Origin of the sequence: Actinomadura rubrisoli (genome assembly GCF_004349215.1) — a bacterium.
In the GTDB taxonomy this organism is placed as follows: domain Bacteria; phylum Actinomycetota; class Actinomycetes; order Streptosporangiales; family Streptosporangiaceae; genus Spirillospora; species Spirillospora rubrisoli.
In genome coordinates this window covers 1-16493 of sequence record NZ_SMKU01000201.1, presented here as the reverse complement: position 1 = coordinate 16493, position 16493 = coordinate 1, and the positions used below count along the sequence as shown (strand labels likewise).

Below are 16493 nucleotides of genomic sequence, written 5' to 3'. Positions count from 1 at the left end.
CCCCGGGCCCAGCGGGTGACTTTCGTCGCGAACGGGGCGCCGGATCCGGCGACTTTGGTCGCGACGGCTCTGGCCCGGTGGCCGATGCCCGCGCGGGCCGTCCTGGAAAGACTCTCGGTAAGGGCGGCCCGATCAGCGAGGAGCCAGTAATGCCACATGTCCCGGTCAACCGGCGGACCGTGCTCGTGGGGACGGCGGCCGCGGCCGTCGCGGTCGGGGCGGGACGGAGCCGGGCGGTCTGGTCCGGCTCGTCCGTCCCCGTCGCCGCGGCCGCGCAGACGGAGGGGACGCGGCGCCTCACCCAGCGGGGCGTCAACTACGACACCGAACGCGAGGTGTGGAAGGCCGCTTACGTGCGGCGGGAGATGAGGGCCATCCGGCGCGACCTGCACTGCAACGCGGTCATCCTGCTCGGCTCCGACCTCGGGCGGCTGATGCTCGCGGCGAAGTGCGCGGCGGACGAGGGCATGTTCGTGTGGATCGAGGCGCGCCAGTTCGACGAGAACGCCCGGACGACGCTGAAGTTCCTCACGTCCGTCGCGCGGGCGGCCGAACGGCTCCGCCGCGTCCATCCGGGCGTCGGCATCTCGGTGGGCTGCGAGCTGACCATCTTCATGGACGGCCTCGTGCCCGGCGATGACTACAAGGAGCGGGCGGCCAACCTCGGCACTCCGGCGGGCAGGGGTTTCAACAAGCGGCTCAACGCGTTCCTCGGCCAGGCGCTGAAGACCGTCCGCCCGCTCTTCGGCGGGCAGCTCACGTACTCGTCCGGGGTCTGGGAGTCGGTCGCCTGGCGCGGTTTCGACGCGGTCGGCGTGGACCTGTACCGGGACGAGACGAATCAGGCCACCTACGCCCAGGACGTGCGGAACCTGCACCGCCACGGCAAGCCGGTCATCATCACCGAGTTCGGCTGCTGCACGTACCGGGGCGCGGAGAAGCGCGGCGGCGACGGGTTCGACATCGTCGACTGGACGCAGGACCCGCCCGTCATCCCGGAAGGGTACGTGCGGGACGAGCGGGTGCAGTCCCGCTACATCTCCGAGCTGCTCGACATCCACGAGGCGGAGGGGGTGTACGGGGCGTTCGTCTACAACTTCATCGAGTCCGACTCCCCGGCCTACGCCGATCCCCGGCGGGACCTCGACATGGCCGGGTTCGCACTGGTCAAGGTGGCACCGCCGGAGACGGGACGGGGATACGCGGCAACCGGGCGGTTCGAGCCCAAGGACGCCTTCCGGACGCTCGCCCGGCGCTATGCCCGCTAGCGGTCTGGGCTAAGGCGCGAGGGCGATCCCGCTGCCGATCCCCAGGGCGAGGGACATGGCCGCCGCCGTGACGGCGACGGCCGTGGCCCCTCGCCCCGGACGGCCCACGCCAGGCTGACCCGTGCCGGGCTGACCCGTGCCGGGCTGGCCTGCGTCGGGATGGTCGCCGAGACCGTCCGGGCGTCGGAACAGTGGGACGATCCAGCGCAGGTAGTAGAAGACGCTCGCGACCGTGTTCGCGGCGGCCACCACGGCCAGCCAGGCGTGGCCGCCGTCCAGTGCGGCGCCGAACATCAGCACCTTCCCGACGAACACGGCGGTCGGGGGCGTCCCGACGAAGCCGAGCAGGCAGACGACCAGCGACAGGCCGAGGAGCGGCGAGCTGCGCAGGAGGCCCGTCTGGCCTCGCAGGTCGTCCCGGCCGGTGGCGACGACCACGGCGAACGCGCCGAGGTTGGTCACGGCGTAGGCGGCTGCGTAGAACAGCAGCGCGGGCCGGGCCAGGTCCGTCCGTCCGGCCATTGCGACGGGTACCAGCAGGTAGCCCGCCTGGGCGACGGTCGAGTAGGCCAGCAGCCGCCGGACGTTGTCCTGCCCGAACGCGGCGAGGTTCCCGAGCGTCATGGTCGCCGCCGCGATCGTCGCGACGAGCGCGGGCCATCCGGCGGCGCCGGGCGGGAGCGCCTCCGCGCCGATCCGGTACAGGGCGGCGAACGCGCCGATCTTGGGGACGGTGGTGACGAACGCGGCGACGGACGCCGGAGCGCCCTCCGCCACGTCCGGGACCCAGAAGTGCCCCGGGACGGCGCCCGCTTTGAACAGGAGCCCCGCCAGCAGCGCGACGACGCCCGCCGCCACCGCCACGGCCGGGGCGTCGCCGAGGTTCTCGCGGAGGGTCATGTAGGACGTGCCGCGCCCCACCCCGTACAGCAGCGTGACGCCGCCCAGCATCAGGACGCCGAGGAGCGCGCCCATCAGGTAGTACTTGAGCGCCGCCTCGGTGCCCGGCGCGTCCTTGCCGAACCCGGCGAGCGCGTATGCGGGGATGCTCGCCAGCAGGTAGGCGCCGACCAGGACCAGCAGGTCGGACGACGCGCCGAGCGCCATCGTCCCGAGCGCCGAGAACAGGATCAGGACGTAGTGCTCGCTCTCGCGCGGATGGTCGCGGACCTGCCCGGCGGCGAGCGCGACCGCGAGCAGCGCCGTCCCGAGGACCGCGAACCGGACGGTGTGCGTGACGGGGTCGATCGCGAGCGACTCGAAGGCCATCAGGTCGTCCCGCGTCGCGGCGACGCCCGCCGCGACCAGCCCCGCGGCCGGTCCGGCGCCGCAGATCACCGCGACCCGCCACTGCCCCGTGCGCAGCAGGAACAGCCCGCTGACCAGGCCGAGGACGGCGGCGATCAGCACGCACAGCTCGGGCGCGAGATCGGCCGGGTTCTCGTTCATCAGCGGCCCGCCAGCGCGACCACGGCCGCCGACAGCGGCTCGATCGTGTCGAGCAGGACGCGCGGCACGACGCCGATGACCAGCGACAGCGCCAGCAGCGGGACCACGGCCGCCACCTCGGGCCCCCGGACGCCGGTGACCCGCGCGGTCAGCTCCCCCGGCGGGCCTGTCACGGCGCGGTGCAGCACCCGCAGGAACAGGGCGGCCGTGATGACGATCCCGAGGACGGCGAGCGCCCCGGCCACCGCCGCCGCGGCCGTGCCGCTTCCGATCGTCCCGGCGAGGATCTGGAACTCGGCGACGAACCCGGACAGGCCGGGCAGGCCGAGCGAGGCGAACGCCGCCACTGCCAGCAGCCCGGCGAACGCGGGCGCGCCGCCCGCGATACCGCCGAACCGGCCGATGTCGTAGCTGCCCGCCCGGTCGTACAGGACGCCGCACAGCAGGAACAGAGCCCCGGTGACCAGCCCGTGGCCGACCATCTGCGTCACCGCGCCCGTCACGGCCAGCCGCCGCGCGTCCACGTCGCCAGATGCGTACCCCGCCGCGCCCAGCGCGAGCACGATGTATCCCATGTGGTTGACGGAGGTGTAGGCGACGAGCCGCTTCACGTTCTCCTGCGCGAGCGCGACGAGCGCCCCGTACAGGACGCTGACCAGGCCGACCACGAGGAACACCCCGGCGTAGCGGCGCCAGGCGTCCGGGAGCATCGGCATCGCGATCCGGACCAGCCCGTAGGTGCCCATCTTCAGCATGACCCCGGCCAGGATCGCCGACCCGGCGGCGGGCGCGTCGGTGTGCGCGGGCGGCAGCCAGGTGTGGAACGGGACGACCGGCGTCTTGATGCCCAGCCCGACCCCGACCGCGAGCAGCGTCAGACCGGCCAGTCCCGGCGATCCCCGGAGCGGCGGCGCGCGGGTCAGCTCCACCATGTCGAACGTGTGCGGGTCGGCGCCCAGATACAGGCCGATGAACCCGAGCAGGAGGATCAGCGACCCGAGGAAGGTGTAGAGGAAGAACTTCAGCGCCGCCGCCCCGGCCCGGTCGCCGTGCCCCCACAGCAGGATCACGAAGTACATGCCGACGATCGACAGGTCGAAGAAGACGAAGAAGAGCAGCAGATCGAGGGCCGCGAAGAGCCCGAGACACACCGTCTCCAGGAAGAGGAACAGCGCCGCGAACGCCCTGACGCGGTGCTCCTGCCGCAGCGAGTAGACCGCGCAGGCCGTGAACAGCACGGCGGTGAGGGCGAGCAGCGGCAGCGACAGCCCGTCCACGCCCACGTGGTAACCGGCGCGGACGGACGGGATCCAGCGCACGTCCGTCTCGTAGGCGATCCCGCCGCCCGTGCCGTGGGCCGCCCACATGGCCGCGATGAGGGCGAGGTCGGCGAGGCTGACGCCGATCCACGTCCAGCGGGCCGCGCGCCGGGGGACGGCGGGCAGCGCCAGCGCGGCGGCCAGCGGTAGGAAGATCGCGATCGAGAGCATGGTCACCCGGCCAGGACGGCGATGACGACGAGCACGGCGAGCACCACCGCGGCCTGGGCGTAGTACAGGTGGACCTGTCCGGCCTGCGGGCGGCGGGCCAGCGCGCCGAGCCGCCGCGCGCCGCTCCCGATCGCGCCGACCAGGCCGTCCACGCGGATCTCGACGCGGCGGACGGTCAGCCCGGCCGTCCACACCGTCCCGCGCGCGAGCGCCCGCACCGCTCCGTCGACCACCCGGTCGTCGAAGCGCGCGAGCCCCCGGGCCGCCGCCAGTACGGGACGGACTGCGACCACCTCGGCCGCCCGTTCCAGGTACAGCCAGTCCAACGCCCACGCGGGCGCCGGGACGCGGCGGACGAACACCACGGCGACGACCACGACCACTGCCAAGACCCCAGAGGCGGCCAGCTCCCACCCGTCCGGCTTCGCCTCGCCGGGCACGCCGAGCGCTCGCCGCCACGGGACCGCGCCGAGCACGCAGGCGGCGACCGCCAGCACCGTCAACGGCAACCACTGCACGATCGGGCCGCCGCCACCCCGCTCGGACGGGCCGTAGGCGGGCCGCCAGACCGCCCGCAACGCCTTCGCCGCATACGCCGCCGACAGGACGGACGCGGCGAGCCCGGCCGCGAGCAGGAAGGACGAGCGTTCGCCCGCGGCGGCCAGCACCGCGTCCTTCGTGAGCCAGAGCGAGAGCGGCGGCAGCCCGGCCAGCGCGAGCGCGCCCGCCGCGAACGCGACGCCGACCAGCCGGTGACGGCGCGCCGCACCGCGCAGCTCGTCCAACCGCTGGGTGCCGAGCGCGGCCAGCCACGCGCCCGCGCACAGGAACAGCAGGCTTTTCACGGCCGCGTGCGCGACGAGATGCGACGTCCCGCCGGAGATCGAGGCCGCCCCGGCGCCCAGAACCATGAACCCGATCTGCGCGCAGGTCGATGCGGCGAGCAACTGCTTCAGGTCGCGCTGCGCGAGCGCCACCGCGCCCATGACCAGCGCGGTCAGCACCCCCATCCAGCACACGAACGTATCGGCCCATCCGGTCGCGGCCAAGAGCGGGTGGAGGCGCAGCAGGAGGTACGCCCCGGCGGCGACCATCGTGGCCGAGTGCAGCAGTGCGGAGACCGGGCTCGGACCCACCATCGCCCGGGACAGCCAGTAGGAGAACGGCAGTTGCGCCGACTTGCCCAGCGCGGCCAGGACGACACCGGTCGCGATGAGGTCGCGCCACGGGTCGTCCGCTGCGGGCAGTGCGGCGAGGTCGAGCGAGTGCGTCCCGGCGACGGCGAACCCCGCCGCCGCGTAGAGCCCCGCGTCCCCTGCCCGGGTGGTGAGGAACGCGACGTTCGCCGACCGCACGCGCCCCTCGTCCTGCCAGGCGTAGCCGATGAGCGCGTACGACGTCGCGCCCATGACCTCCCACCCCATCAGCAGCAGGACGAGATCGGACGCGGTGACCGTGACCAGCATCGCCCCCGCGAACAGCAGCATCAGCCCGAAGAACCGGGCGCCGTACCCCTCCCCCGACGCGTACACGAGGATCGCCGTCAGGACGGACGCCACGGTGACGGCCAGCACGGCGGACAACCCGTCCATCGCGAGCCCGCCCGACCACCCCGGCAGCCACGCGAAACGCGACGCCGGACGGGTGACGGCCGCCGTGATCGCCGCGCCGAGCGCCAGAACGGCGACGCCCACCCCTACGGCGGGCGCCCACCGGTCGGCCCGCCCGCGCCCCTCCACCGCCGCGGCCGGACGCGCCGCGGCGCCCGGCAGCAGCGCACCGGCCAGGAGCAGTGCCCCGGCCAGGAGCGGCGGCCCGCAGACGGTGAAGATCATCCCTTGAGGTCCCCGGCGTCGTCCGTGACGTCCACGTCACGGGCCCGGAACAGCGCGGTGACCACGGCGAACCCCATCGCCATCTCCAGCGCCATCACGGTGATCGCGACGAGCACGAGGACCTGGCCGTCGGCGGCGGCCGGGGACACGTAGAACCAGAACCCGGCCGCGGCCACCACGAGCCCGTTGATCATGAGTTCGAGGCCCATCATCAGCATCACGATCGACTGCTGCGACAGCGCGCCGAACAGGCCGACCGAGAACAGCGCGGCGGCGAGCAGCAGGAACGCCTCCAGGCTCATCCGGTGCCGCCTTCGGCTCCACCTCGGGCGGGGCGCCCGCCGCCTTCGCCGGGGCCTGGGCCGCCTCGTGCGGGGTGCTCGCCGTCGCGGTCGTAGCGCCCCCGGTGCGTGGCGAGCACCACCGTGGCGATCATCGTGGCCAGGATGGCGAGGCCGATCACCATCATGACCGGCATCTTCGGTCCCATGATCGACTCGCCCAGCGCGAACGCCGGATCGCGGGGCGGCCGTCCCCGGCGCTCCGGCCACGGGACGGTCAGGATCCCGGCGGCCAGCACGGCGAACGCGGCCCCGGAGATGGCGAGGGCGCCCCGCGTGTTGTGCAGCATCGTCATCGGCATCAGCCCGGCCGGGTTCATCATGTACATGATCATGAAGACGGCCATCACCAGCATCTCCATGATCATCATGAGGACCACCAGCACGCCGAGGTAGTCCAGGTCGATGAGCAGCAGCTCCACCCCGGCGCACAGGAACGAGGCCAGCAGCGCGAACGTCGCCCGCGCCATCGAGTCCACCGCGAACACGGCAACGCCGAACCCCACGGCGGCGACGGCCAGCACCCAGAACGCGACGGCCTGCACGGCTCCCCCACTCACACGACGACGATCCCGACGACGAGCATCTGCAGCAGCGCCGCCGGGATCAGCACCGTCCAGGCCACGTCCATGACCCGGTCCATCCGCAGGACCGGCGACCGCTGCCGGGTCCACACCAGCAGGGCCAGGACGGCGCACGCCTTGACCAGCGACCACAGCCATCCCGGCAGCAGGGGCCCGGCGCCGCCGCCGAGGAACAGCGGGACGGCCGCCGCCGCCGCGACCGTGAGCAGCCCGTACCGTCCGGCGAGGAAGACCAGGCGGTCCGGGCCGGACAGCTCCAGCGCCGCTCCCCCGGCCAGGTCGCCGCCCACGGGATGCCCCAGCGGCCCCCAGAACGCCATGGCCAGTGCCGAGAGCAGGTAGGCGGCGAACGCCACGGGCATCCACACCCCGAACCACAGCCCGTCCTGCGCCCCGGCGATCTCGCGGAGGTCCAGCGAGTGCGCGGCCAGCGCCGCCGTGATGAGCGCGAACATGTGGGGCAGTTCGTAGGCGAGGCCCTGCGCGAGGAACCGGTACCCGCCGACCAGCGCGAACGCCGAGTTGACGCCCCAGCCCGCCAGCCACACCGCCGCCCAGGCCACGACCTCCATCGCGTTGAACCAGACGACGCCGACCGGCAGGTCCGCCGCCACGTGCCCGCCCAGCGGCACGACCGCCGCGGCCAGCGCCGCCGCCACCGGCAGCGCGACCACCCCCACCCGCACGAGCAGCCGGTCGGCCTTCCACGTCGTCCGCCGCTGCCGGCCGACGAGCCGCACCGCCTCGCGCAGCGGCTCGACGCACGCCGCCCGTCCCGGACGCCCGTCCGCCCGCTCCATGAGCACCGCGTGCAGCGACGCCGCCGCCACCGACAGCCCGCCGAGCACCAGGACCTCAACCATCGGCAGCCACCACCGCGGTCTCGGCGAGGTCCGGATCCAGGCTCGCCACGATCAGCCGCGCCTCCGCCAGCCCCGCCCCCACCAGGAGCTCCGGCATCACCTCCAGCAATCCCCCGCTCCCCGGCCTTTCCTCCGGGCGCGGCTGGGCGCCGATGAGGTCCAGGGCCTGGCCGGCCTCGTGGAGCCATCCGTCCAGGCGATCTCTGACATCACCCGCATGGCGGAGGGCCGGGCCGCTGACCCCGTGCCGTTCCGCGACGTCGGCGGGCAGGACTCCGAGCCTTCGCGTCATCCACCGCAGGGTCCTGGACCGTCCGACCATCCGGGCGAACGAGGCGTAGCGCGGCACCAAGGTGTCTTTCGGTGCCCCGGACAGCGTCTCGTCCCGCAACACGGCGGCCCGTCCGGACGCCGCGTCCCAGCCCGCCACGTACAGGAGCCGGACGAGGCTGTCGAGATGGGACGCCGCTCGCCGCCGCTCCCGATCGCCGCCCGATTCCTCCCAGAACGACCCGTCCGCCGTGTCGACCACGGTCACCTGGGCGTCCTGGACGACGTCGCCCTGGAGCGCCACGTCCAGCCGCAGCCCGGCAGGCCAGGCCGCCAGGACGGGCCCGAGCGGCACATGCAGCACGTCCAGCCGCAGCCCGTCGCGGTCGTCCGCCCGATCGGCCATCTCGACGTCCCCCATGGACGACCCCGTGGACGGCGGCTGCGGGACGGCCTCCTCGAACAGCCGGGGCACGTCGTCCACCCTGGCCAGGTCGACCCGGGCACGCGGACCGGGCATATCCGCCCATACCACGTCGATGGCCTCGCGCAGGGTCGTCCCCGGCTCCCCGCAGACGACCAGGAACCCGGTCTCGGCCGGTGACGCCACGGGCCGCCATCCCCGGGACCGAAGACCGGCCTCGACCTCCAGCCTGACCTCCGTCCCGCCTGCCGCCTGCACCACGAAAGGGCGCGGACGCGCGGCGGCGAAGCGGCGAAGACCGTCCCTCAGACCCATCGCAGCGCGCCCTCCCGCCACGCGTACAGGACGCCGACCATGAGCAGGCCCAGGAAGAGGAACATCTCCACTACCGCCTTCACGCCCACCGACGCGACGACGAGCGCCCACGGGTACATGAAGACCATCTCCATGTCGAACGCGAGGAAGACCATGGTCACCGCGTACCAGCGGACATGGAACCGCGACACCGCGTGCTCCACTGGCCTCCCGCCGGACAAGTACGGGCCGCCGTCAAGCCGTCCTGGCGGCGCCATCGCGTACGAGACGGCGTACACCCCGGCGATGACGGCGCCCACCAGCCCGAGCACGGAGAGGATCGCGGCGTACGGCGGCATCGTCCCTCCGGTTCTGGGCGACCATCACTAGCGGTCTACCTGATCGTCACCAAGGGAAACCGCCACCCCCGAAACACCCGCCCACCGCGACGCCGCCCTCGCCTGCGAGTTCGTCCACCGAGGGGCGGTGCGCGGTGGCGATAGGGCGACGGCGACGGCGACGGCGGGGAGCGGGCCAGAGGCTCACAACACGGGGTCAACTTGTCGCTGAACCTCCGGGCACAGGTTCCTACTTCACGACGCGGAACCTCAGATGTGTGGCGGACTGCGATTCGACCACCTCCGTGCTCTCCAACCGAATCGGGCCGCCGACGTGGTCGAACAGCGGGGTGCCGTCACCCAGGATCACTGGCGCCACATGCAGGAACAGTTCGTCGACCAACCCGGCCTTCAAAGCCTGCTGGACGATGCTGGCGCCGCCCATGACATGGACCTTCCGCTCGCCCGCGGCCGCCGCCGCCTGCGCGATGGCATGCTCGACGCCCTCAGTGACGAAGGTGAAGGTCGTCTTACCCTTGACGATCACCTCGTGCGGCCGGTGGGTGACCACGAAGACCGGCATCCGGTAGAACCCGTCCTCGCCCCACCCTCCCGCGTCCTCGAACACCTTCCGGCTGGTGACGACCGCACCGGCCGGGTCGAACAGGTTCCAGCGCAGCGTCTCGGCCTGGTCGGCTCCGTTCACCCAGTCGTGGAGAACGTCGCCCCCCTCGCCCAGCCCCGGGTACTCGTTGATGTTCGGGCCGGTGACAAAGCCGTCCAACGACATCGAGATATTCGCTTCAATGCTGGCCACTTGACATCTCCTCGTCCACGCAGGTCACCGGCTCAGCAACCGGTCGTGGAGAGTAGGACCGCCGGCGACCGCCGAACTCATCGCCCACCTTCATGATCGGGTGGATCGGGGGGCGATCGCCGAGGTCCCGAGGTTGAACGTCAAGGTCAGGGCTTGCGCTGATGGTCCCGCTCGTCGCCGCGCCGGGAACTGCGGTGACGGTCGGCCGCGGCGGCGCCGAGGATCATCTCGTCCACGACCCAGCGCGCCTCCGGGGACAGGTCGACCAAGGCGCGCAGCACCTCCGGCCGGATGACGCCGTGCTCGACCTCGCGGCGCAGCGCCTTGAGCGTCAGATCGTCGTCGATCGGACCGGCCTCGCCGGGGAACCCGAAGTAGCCGATCGGGACGCCGAAGAACGTGGCGAGCGCGGTGAGCGTCTTGAGCTGCGGGTTCTCCTGCCGTCCCGTGCGCAGCTTCCACACGGTGGTGGACGAGATGTCCTCGCCGGTGGCACGCGCGATGGCCGCGGCCGTCTCCACGTTGTTTCGCGGCGCCTCGGCCTCGGCCGGCCAGAGGTTGCGGATCAGCCACTCGACCTTCTCCGCGAGCGTCGCGCCCGGAGAGATCCCTTGCACGGCCCCCACCTGGTCCCGCATCGCGACCCTTCCCGTCGTGCCGATTCAACGACTTTAGTTGACCGGACGCGGCCTCGTCAGCCAAGGACACGGAGATCGCTCCACAGGTATCGGGCTCATCACTGGACATCGCCCGTTCGGTCTCGCGAGTGAGACGGGTCCTCCCCCTCAGGGACGACCTCCCGGGCCGTGCTCACCCCGTCCGGTGAACATTGCCAAGAACCGTTGCAAAGGCTCTTGGCAAGTCATAGCGTCCTGACCATGACGGAACAGCCGGCTCCTGAGGAGATCACCGACCCGCGCCAGGTGCGGCTTCTCGCGCACCCGCTGCGGCAGCGGATCGCCGAGATCATGAGGCGCGGCCCCGTCTCGTCCACGACGCTCGCCCGCGAGCTCGGCCAGAGCACCGGTTCGACGAGCTACCACCTGCGGCAGCTCGCCAAGCACGGGTTCATCGAGGAGGTCCCCGAGCTCGGCCGCGGCCGGGAGCGCTGGTGGCGGGTCGTGCCCGCGGACCGGCGGCTCCCCCCGTACAGCGAGCAGAGCCCCGCGATGCGGGAGGCGGTCGAGGAGTTCACCCGCCTGGAGTTCGCGACCGAGATGGACCTGCTTTCCCGCTTCCAGCGGGTCCGTGAGGATCTGGGACCGTGGGCGGACGCGCTGCTGTTCTCCTACTCCACGGTCACGCTGACCCTGGAGCAGGTGCGTCCGTTCTTCGAGGAGTACATCGCGCTCCTCTACCGCTACAAGGGCGACGAAGACGATCCACCGCAGGACGCGCGCACCCTGCTCGTCCGGTTCCTGGCCTTCCCCGAGATCCCAGAAGGGGACGGCCGCTAGGGCCCGGGTCGCCGAGTTGGCCCTCGGCGACCCGGGCGGGTGGAAGCCCGTATCACCACGCCAACGGCGTGTTTCACCGCGACACGACACCTCCACGGAAAGGAGAGCACCTCGTGCTGCTCTCACGCAAACTCGCCGCGCTCCCAGCCGGGCGCTACGCGAAATGGGCGGTCCTCCTGGTCTGGATCGCGCTCGTCATGGTGGCCGTCCCCAACGCGGGCCGGCTCGCCGACGTCGTCGAGGACAAGTCCGCCGCCGAACTCCCCCGCGGTGCCCAGTCCACGCGCGTCGAGGAGTTGACGCCGCGCTTCCCCGGCGGGGAGATGGCACCCGGTCTCGTCGCCTACGTCCGGGACGGCGGGATCACCGCCGCCGACCGGGCCAGGGTGCAAGCCGACCGGCGCGCCCTCGCCCCCGTCGCCGACGGTCCCATCGCGCCGCCCGCCGCGTCCCGCGACGGCCGGGCGCTGATGCTCCACATCCCGCTATCGGACGGCGAGACGCTCTCGCCGAAGGCCGAGAAGATCCGCGACCAGGTCGAGAAGAACGCGCCGCCGGGCCTGCAGATCCGCCTCACCGGCCCGGCCGGCTCCGCCCTCGATGTCGGCGACGCGTTCCAGAAGATCGACAAACTGCTGCTGATCATCACGATGGTCCTGGTCACCGCCGTCCTGCTGTTCACCTACCGCAGCCCGCTGCTCTGGCTGCTCCCCCTGGCGAACGCGGCGATCTCCCTCCAGGTCACCAGCGCCGTCGTCTACCTGCTGGCCAAGCACGCCGGGCTCTACGTGGCGGACGGGATGTCCAGCATCCTGAACGCCCTGGTGTTCGGAATCACCACCGACTACGCGCTGCTGCTCCTCGCCCGCTACCGCGAGGAACTGCGCCGCCATCCCGACCGGCACGAGGCGATGCGCATCGCCCTGCACCGCGCCGCGACCCCGATCATCGCGTCCGCCGCGACGGTCTGCCTCGGCCTGCTGTGCCTGCTCGCCGCGAAGATGGGCTTCAACTACGCCCTCGGCCCGATCGGCGCCATCGGCGTCCTCGGCGGCCTCATCGTCGTCATGTCCCTGCTGCCCGCCATGCTGGTGATCTTCGGCCGCTGGATCTTCTGGCCGCGTATCCCCCGCTACGGCGACACCCCGCCCGTCCACGGCGGCGTCTGGGACCGCATCGGCCGCCGCGTCGCCGCCCACCCCCGCCTCATCTGGATCGGCGGCATGGCCGTCCTCGCCGGGCTCTCCGCCGGCGCCCTCGGCATCAACACCGGCCTCGACCGCGAGCACTTCCTGACGACCACGCCCAGCTCCACCATCGGCGAACGCCTCCTGAACGCCCACTACCCGGGCGACCAGACCCGCCCGCTCCAGGTCGTGACCGACGCGTCCGGCACCGACTCCATCACCTCCGCCTTGCGGAACGTCCCCGGAGTCGCCCGCGTCGAGAAGCCCCAGCCGTCCGCCGACGGACGCCTGACCAGGACCGAGGTCGTCCTGTCCGCTCCGACCGACAGCCAGGCGGCCAAGGACGCCGTCAAGAGGATCCGCGACACGGTCCCCCAGGCCACCGTCGGCGCCGGGGCCGCCAGTGAACTCGACCTCGCGGACGCGCAGGCCCACGACCGCCGCGTCGTGATCCCGCTCGTCCTCGGCGTCGTCCTCCTCATCCTCATGGCCCTGCTCCGCGCCCTGGTCGCGCCACTCCTGGTCATCGCCACCGTCGTCGCGTCCTACTTCGCGGCCCTCGGCGGCGGCTGGCTGATCTTCCACTACGTGTTCGACTTCCCCGCCCTGGACACCCAGGTCGCCCTCATGGGCTTCCTGTTCATGGTCGCCCTGGGCGTGGACTACAACCTGTTCCTTCTCTCCCGCGTCCGCGAAGAGGTGGAGCTCGCGAGCCACCGCACCGGCGTCCTGCGCGGCCTCGGCCTCACCGGCGGCGTCATCTCCAGCGCCGGCCTCGTCCTCGCCGCCACCTTCGGCGTCCTCGGCGTCATGCCCATCACGATGATGGTCCAGATCGGCGTCCTGGTCGCCCTGGGCGTCCTCCTCGACACCTTCCTCGTCCGCTCCATCATCGTCCCCGCCCTGGCCCTGGACGTCGGTCGCCGCTTCTGGTGGCCCGGCCGCCTGGGCACCAGGCCTCCGGCACATGCACAAACCCGCGAACCGGTCCATCACTGAACAAAGAGGCCCCGGCCTCCGGGCTGGGGCCTCATCCTTCCGAGTGATATCGAGCGTAAACACTCCGCAATCACTTGATCACAGCTAGTTTAACCCTGTGCCTACAACCGATCACGAGCTGCCGCTGGAGATGATCCGCAACCGGCCCCAGCTCGTTCCCACGGTCCTTCAGACCGTCTTCGGGCTCAAGTTGCCCAAACACGCCCAAACGACCCTGGCCTCGGAGTCCTACGCCGACGCCAACCCGGCCGAGCTCCGCTGCGACGCCACCGTCCTCGTGGGAGATCCCAAAGCCCCGACCCTCGGCGTCGTGGTGGAGTCACAGCTGCGCTCACGAGAGGAGAAGACCTACAGCTGGCCCGCATACGTGGCGATGCTGCGTCATCGCCACAAGTGCCCGGTCGTCCTCGTCGTCTTCTGCCCCGACGAGGCCAGCGCACGCGGCTGCGCGGCCCCGATCGACATGGGACACCCCGACTGGGTGCTCAAGCCCCTGACCCTCCACCCGGGCGACCTGCCCCCCATCACCGACCCGGCCATAGCGCTCCAACTGCCCGAACTCGCCATCCTCAGCGCCCCCGCCCACACCAACGGACCGGACCGCCTGGCGGTCATCCGCTGCGCCGCCGCCGCCATCGCCGCCCTCAGCGGTGAAGTCGGCACGTTCTATCATGACTACATGGTGTCGAAGTTCGACGACCCCGCGAAGAAGGATCTGGAGGAGATCGTGAAGATCGACAACTACCAGTGGCAGTCGGAATTCGCCATCACCCACCGAGCCGAGGGCAAGGCCGAGGGCAAGGCCGAGGGCAAGGTCGAGGCGGATACCAAGGGGGTCCTGCTGGTCCTGGGCGCTCGGGGCATCTCCGTTCCCGACAACGTGCGCGAGCGCGTCACCAACTGCACCGACCTCGACCAACTCGAGCGCTGGCTCCAGCGGGCCGCCGTCATCGACAACGCCGACGAACTCCTCGACTGACCACCATGCTCGACCACTACCAATGGCAGTCGGAATTCGCCATCACCCACCGAGCCGAAGGCAGGTTGAAAGGCCGGGTCAAGGGATCAGCCACGGCGATTCTGCTCGTGCTCGACGCCCGCGGCGTCGCCGTCCCCGATAACGTGCGCGAGCGCGTTACCAGCTGCACCGACCTCGACCAACTTGAGCGCTTGATCCGGCGGGCGGCCGTCATCGAGAGTGGCGAGGAGTTGTTCGGCTGACGTGTTAGCGGGTGCGGGCTAATTCGGCGGCTACCGCGCGTAGGGCTGGCAGGGTCTCGTTCTCGTCGACGTTGAGGAATGCGCTTCGGACGATGACGACGTTGTGCTTGGTGGAGACGTAGATCTTCAGGTCGCCGAGACCGGCGGCGTAGAAGCCCTTGGTGCCGTCGATCCACCAGTGCAGGCCGTAATTGGGGCTGACCCCGGACGGTGGTGGCCTGGGTGCTGCAGGAAGCCGATAGGACCTGACGGCCGTTGACGGTGCCGCGGTCGAGCTTCGTCTTGCCGAAGCGGGCGAAGTCGCGGTCGTTGGCGTAAGAGCAGCAGTAGCCCAGGCCGTCGCCGACGGAGTCGTTGCCGACGTAGGCGGTCGACGCCATGCCGGCGGGGCGCAGATCTCGTTCTGGACGTAGGTGCAGAAGGGGACGCCGGTGCTCTTCTGGACGACGAGTGCCAGGGACGGCGGAGTCCATGCTGGTGTAGTTGGACTTGCTGCTGGCTCCCAGCCGCGCTTGCGGACACGTGCAGGGAGATGTCGTCGACCGACTCGTTCGAGTAGCCGCCCGCGTACCACTCGTTCACCATCTTGTTGCCGTCCAGGGCGACGAAGCCCTGGGCGGTGCGGTTCAGGTAGTCCTTGAGGGAGCGGGTCTGGCCGTTGACCGTAGAGGTGACGTTCAGGGCGCTGGGCGCGCTCGTCAGCGCGACCGGGGTAGTGGACGGTCTGAGCGGGGCGAAGCCGGGCAGGACGTCGTACGTGGACGAGTGGGTGCTGCGGCGGCGGGTGCGGTGGTCAGGGGGCCTGCGCAACATGGGCTCCCCGGGCAGAGGAGTGGGGCACCATCGCCTGACGCACGCCACAGCGCGGTCTGTTGGCTAAAAGTGAAAGAGCGCGGCTCGCTTTGCCGACAAAGGGCGCGCCCGGAACGCGAAAACCGCAGGTCGTAGCGGAGGGTACCCCCGAGCGGATTCGAACCGCCGTTACCGCCTTGAGAGGGCGGCGTCCTAGGCCACTAGACGACGGGGGCTGGACTCTGGCCTTCGCGGTCTCCCGTTCGGGCCTCGACCAGCTTACCGGACGCCGGGCCCACTCCGAACATGAAAAAACCCCGGCCGAGAAGCGGCCAGGGCCTTCGTGTGCCGTACCCCCGAGCGGATTCGAACCGCCGTTACCGCCTTGAGAGGGCGGCGTCCTAGGCCACTAGACGACGGGGGCCTGTCCACGTGCGTGGACGCAGCTGGGGTACCAGGACTCGAACCTAGACTAAGTGAACCAGAATCACTCGTGCTGCCGATTACACCATACCCCAGTGTGGTACGGGTTTCCGGCCGTCTCCGACCGGTCGCTCGCGCCTCGAAGAGAATACAGGACCCGGCGACCTCGACCAAAACGATTGGCGAAGCGGTCGGTCGGACGGGTCCATGGCGAAGCGGTCGAGCTGGATGCCGTCCGGGTCACGGAAGCGCAGGACGGGCCCGAACCCGGCCTTGGCGATGGGCGAGTGTGGGCGACGCCGCGGTGGGATGTTGGGTAGTGGACGGTCTGAGCGGGGCGAAGCCGGGCAGGACGTCGTACGTGGACGAGTGGGTGCTGCGGCGGCGGGTGCGGTGGTCAGGGGGCCTGCGCAACATGGGCTCCCCGGGCAGAGGAGTGGG

16 protein-coding genes and 3 tRNA genes are annotated in these 16493 nt (G+C 71.4%); 6 read left to right on the top strand and 13 right to left on the bottom strand.

The genetic code is table 11. The features are described 5' to 3' along the window. Positions 1-149 precede the first annotated feature (149 nt). Complete coding sequence (locus E1298_RS29980; RefSeq protein ID WP_131899156.1) at positions 150-1268, top strand: abortive infection protein; 1119 nt, start codon at positions 150-152, stop codon at positions 1266-1268. A gap of 9 nt (positions 1269-1277) precedes the next feature. Here the strand turns inward: E1298_RS29980 and E1298_RS29975 are convergent, their stop codons facing one another. From E1298_RS29975 to E1298_RS29930, 10 genes are all read right to left on the bottom strand, one after another. Further along, positions 1278-2717, bottom strand: coding sequence for an NADH-quinone oxidoreductase subunit N (locus E1298_RS29975; RefSeq protein ID WP_131899154.1), 1440 nt, complete (start codon positions 2715-2717; stop codon positions 1278-1280). Continuing rightward, a complete protein-coding gene (locus tag E1298_RS29970) occupies positions 2717-4207 on the bottom strand; it encodes a complex I subunit 4 family protein (protein ID WP_131899160.1) in 1491 nt (496 codons plus the stop codon). The genes E1298_RS29975 and E1298_RS29970 overlap by 1 nt, the downstream gene beginning before the upstream one ends. Positions 4208-4209: 2 nt before the next feature. Continuing rightward, complete coding sequence (locus tag E1298_RS29965) at positions 4210-6042, bottom strand: NADH-quinone oxidoreductase subunit 5 family protein (protein ID WP_131899152.1); 1833 nt, start codon at positions 6040-6042, stop codon at positions 4210-4212. Further along, a complete protein-coding gene (nuoK, locus tag E1298_RS29960; RefSeq protein WP_131899150.1) occupies positions 6039-6344 on the bottom strand; it encodes an NADH-quinone oxidoreductase subunit NuoK in 306 nt (101 codons plus the stop codon). Before nuoK ends, E1298_RS29965 begins: the two co-directional genes overlap by 4 nt. Then, on the bottom strand, positions 6341-6943 hold the full coding sequence (locus tag E1298_RS29955) for an NADH-quinone oxidoreductase subunit J family protein (protein ID WP_243725894.1): 603 nt from the start codon (positions 6941-6943) through the stop codon (positions 6341-6343). Before E1298_RS29955 ends, nuoK begins: the two co-directional genes overlap by 4 nt. Then, entirely contained in the window at positions 6940-7830 is an 891-nt protein-coding gene (locus E1298_RS29950) for an NADH-quinone oxidoreductase subunit H (protein WP_131899148.1), read from the bottom strand. The genes E1298_RS29955 and E1298_RS29950 overlap by 4 nt, the downstream gene beginning before the upstream one ends. Further along, positions 7823-8710 (bottom strand): hypothetical protein, encoded by an 888-nt coding sequence (locus tag E1298_RS29945; RefSeq protein WP_243725893.1) that lies wholly within the window; start codon positions 8708-8710, stop codon positions 7823-7825. Before E1298_RS29945 ends, E1298_RS29950 begins: the two co-directional genes overlap by 8 nt. 119 nt (positions 8711-8829) lie before the next feature. After that, a complete protein-coding gene (locus E1298_RS29940) occupies positions 8830-9177 on the bottom strand; it encodes an NADH-quinone oxidoreductase subunit A (RefSeq protein WP_131899145.1) in 348 nt (115 codons plus the stop codon). 229 nt (positions 9178-9406) lie between these two features. Continuing rightward, a complete protein-coding gene (locus E1298_RS29935) occupies positions 9407-9973 on the bottom strand; it encodes a dihydrofolate reductase family protein (protein ID WP_131899143.1) in 567 nt (188 codons plus the stop codon). Between the two features lie 146 nt (positions 9974-10119). Continuing rightward, a complete protein-coding gene (locus E1298_RS29930; protein WP_131899141.1) occupies positions 10120-10590 on the bottom strand; it encodes a helix-turn-helix domain-containing protein in 471 nt (156 codons plus the stop codon). 261 nt (positions 10591-10851) lie between these two features. Between E1298_RS29930 and E1298_RS29925 the strand changes: the two genes are divergently transcribed. The 5 genes from E1298_RS29925 to E1298_RS29905 all read left to right on the top strand — a co-directional run bounded on the left by E1298_RS29925 (position 10852) and on the right by E1298_RS29905 (position 15717). Continuing rightward, positions 10852-11430 (top strand): ArsR/SmtB family transcription factor, encoded by a 579-nt coding sequence (locus E1298_RS29925; protein WP_131899139.1) that lies wholly within the window; start codon positions 10852-10854, stop codon positions 11428-11430. A 113-nt stretch (positions 11431-11543) separates the two neighbouring features. Then, entirely contained in the window at positions 11544-13616 is a 2073-nt protein-coding gene (locus tag E1298_RS29920) for an MMPL family transporter (RefSeq protein WP_131899137.1), read from the top strand. Positions 13617-13713: 97 nt separating this feature from the next. Continuing rightward, positions 13714-14595 carry an RpnC/YadD family protein gene (locus tag E1298_RS29915; RefSeq protein WP_131899135.1) on the top strand — a complete coding sequence of 294 codons (882 nt, stop codon included), beginning with the start codon at positions 13714-13716 and terminating at the stop codon, positions 14593-14595. Between the two features lie 5 nt (positions 14596-14600). Continuing rightward, positions 14601-14837 carry a hypothetical protein gene (locus E1298_RS29910; protein WP_131899133.1) on the top strand — a complete coding sequence of 79 codons (237 nt, stop codon included), beginning with the start codon at positions 14601-14603 and terminating at the stop codon, positions 14835-14837. Between the two features lie 658 nt (positions 14838-15495). Then, positions 15496-15717, top strand: coding sequence for a hypothetical protein (locus tag E1298_RS29905; RefSeq protein ID WP_131899131.1), 222 nt, complete (start codon positions 15496-15498; stop codon positions 15715-15717). Positions 15718-15792: 75 nt separating this feature from the next. On the opposite strand, the gene E1298_RS29900 is transcribed toward E1298_RS29905, so the two are convergent. The 3 genes from E1298_RS29900 to E1298_RS29890 all read right to left on the bottom strand — a co-directional run bounded on the left by E1298_RS29900 (position 15793) and on the right by E1298_RS29890 (position 16147). Further along, a tRNA-Glu gene (locus E1298_RS29900) sits at positions 15793-15865 on the bottom strand. Positions 15866-15980: 115 nt separating this feature from the next. Continuing rightward, positions 15981-16053, bottom strand: a tRNA-Glu gene (locus E1298_RS29895). A 22-nt stretch (positions 16054-16075) separates the two neighbouring features. Continuing rightward, positions 16076-16147, bottom strand: a tRNA-Gln gene (locus tag E1298_RS29890). Positions 16148-16493: the final 346 nt, after the last annotated feature.

Bases quoted from the DNA above. Each gene is read 5' to 3' on its own strand.
- E1298_RS29910 (WP_131899133.1), top strand. From the start codon at position 14,601: ATGCTCGACCACTACCAATGGCAGTCGGAATTCGCCATCACCCACCGA.
- E1298_RS29950 (WP_131899148.1), bottom strand. From the start codon at position 7,830: ATGGTTGAGGTCCTGGTGCTCGGCGGGCTGTCGGTGGCGGCGGCGTCG.
- E1298_RS29940 (WP_131899145.1), bottom strand. From the start codon at position 9,177: ATGCCGCCGTACGCCGCGATCCTCTCCGTGCTCGGGCTGGTGGGCGCC.
- E1298_RS29965 (WP_131899152.1), bottom strand. From the start codon at position 6,042: ATGATCTTCACCGTCTGCGGGCCGCCGCTCCTGGCCGGGGCACTGCTC.
- E1298_RS29925 (WP_131899139.1), top strand. From the start codon at position 10,852: ATGACGGAACAGCCGGCTCCTGAGGAGATCACCGACCCGCGCCAGGTG.
- E1298_RS29975 (WP_131899154.1), bottom strand. From the start codon at position 2,717: ATGAACGAGAACCCGGCCGATCTCGCGCCCGAGCTGTGCGTGCTGATC.
- E1298_RS29980 (WP_131899156.1), top strand. From the start codon at position 150: ATGCCACATGTCCCGGTCAACCGGCGGACCGTGCTCGTGGGGACGGCG.
- E1298_RS29970 (WP_131899160.1), bottom strand. From the start codon at position 4,207: ATGCTCTCGATCGCGATCTTCCTACCGCTGGCCGCCGCGCTGGCGCTG.
- nuoK (WP_131899150.1), bottom strand. From the start codon at position 6,344: ATGAGCCTGGAGGCGTTCCTGCTGCTCGCCGCCGCGCTGTTCTCGGTC.